1 protein-coding gene and 1 tRNA gene are annotated in these 1,219 nt (G+C 61.9%); both read right to left on the bottom strand.

What is annotated here, in order from left to right; genetic code table 11:
- Nucleotides 1–128 precede the first annotated feature (128 nt).
- Nucleotides 129–202 (bottom strand) — tRNA-Gly (locus tag BJP07_RS07495).
- Between the two features lie 57 nt (nucleotides 203–259).
- Nucleotides 260–1,219: triacylglycerol lipase (locus tag BJP07_RS07490; protein WP_143111746.1), on the bottom strand; the 960-nt coding region annotated here is incomplete at its 5' end.

The raw sequence follows: 1,219 nt of genomic DNA, 5'->3' as shown, positions 1-1,219 counted from the left end.
TACTGGCGAAAAGGCCAACCCCCACTGGCCTAAAAACAAAACCGGTGCCTCGGAAAAATAAAAACCAAGGCACCGGTTTGTCCACCATGTCGCGACTGAGTTGTCAACTATGTCGCGACTGAGGACAGTGGAGCCGGCGACGGGAATCGAACCCGCACTCTCAGCTTGGGAAGCTGATGTTCTACCACTAAACTACGCCGGCAGCGCATGTAATGCAGCAGTGCGTAATTTTAGCACCGCGTTGCTGCTTTACCAAACGCTAGCGGGCTGCGTCGGACCCGTCGGGGAGTGCGCTGAGTGAGCACGCGCGCTGGTTGGGGGTGTGGTCGCCGGCGGTGCGCTCAAGTCCCCATCTGGTGAGGGCGGCGACGGTGAGGTCGGATTGCATGTTGGGGTGCAGGACCCGGCCGGAGTTCGGGCAGGCTTCTTCGATGTTGATGTTGGCGACGTCCGCTCCGTCGACTGCCTTAAGGATTGAGGTGCTGTTTGGGGTGGCGGTGATGTCGGATGGCGAGTAGAGCGAGGTGTATACGATTCCGGCTTGGGTGTCGGGAAGCGTGTTGAGTGCTTGGATGACAGGGGAGTCGTTGAGCTGTTGGATCGCGCCTGGTCCGGCGAAGAGCGCTGCGAGGCGTGGGAGTGCGCGGGCGATGGGGGAGAGGAATCGGCCGGCGCCGTTGAGGTCGGTGCCGTGGAAGGTCGCGCCGACGGTGACGGCGCGGCGGACGTTGTCGCCTCCGCCGAGTTCGGCGATGTACTTCTTTACGAGTAGACCACCTTGGGAGTGTGCGACCAGGTCGACCTGGTCGGAGCCGGTTGCTTCCTTGGCGCGTTCGACGTTGCGCGCGAGTTCACGCGCGGAGGTGTTGATGTCGGCGTTGCCGTAGGAGCCAGGGAAGAGGGATGGGAGTCCGCTGCCACGGCCGTAGTCGAAGCCCCATATGCAGTAGCCTGCGGCTTTGAGGGCGACGGCGTTCTGAGCCCACTTTTCGGTGTTTGCGGAGGTGCCGTGGACGTAGAGCACGGGTGTGGTTTTGTCGGCGGCGGGGACGCAAGAGGCGTCGTTAAATATGTCGCTGGTGTCCGCGGGATCGCGGACATTTCGTTGGAGTGCTGAGGGCTGGAAGGTATTCCGATGCCCGCAAAGTTCCCCGACACCGTCCGCGAGGCCGCAGTCGACAAATACTTCGAAGGCATGACCACACCTGAGGTCTGTGAC

It is taken from the genome of Corynebacterium sp. NML130628 (genome assembly GCF_001875665.1).
GTDB lineage: Bacteria > Actinomycetota > Actinomycetes > Mycobacteriales > Mycobacteriaceae > Corynebacterium.
This window is presented reverse-complemented; position numbering and strand designations above follow the sequence as displayed.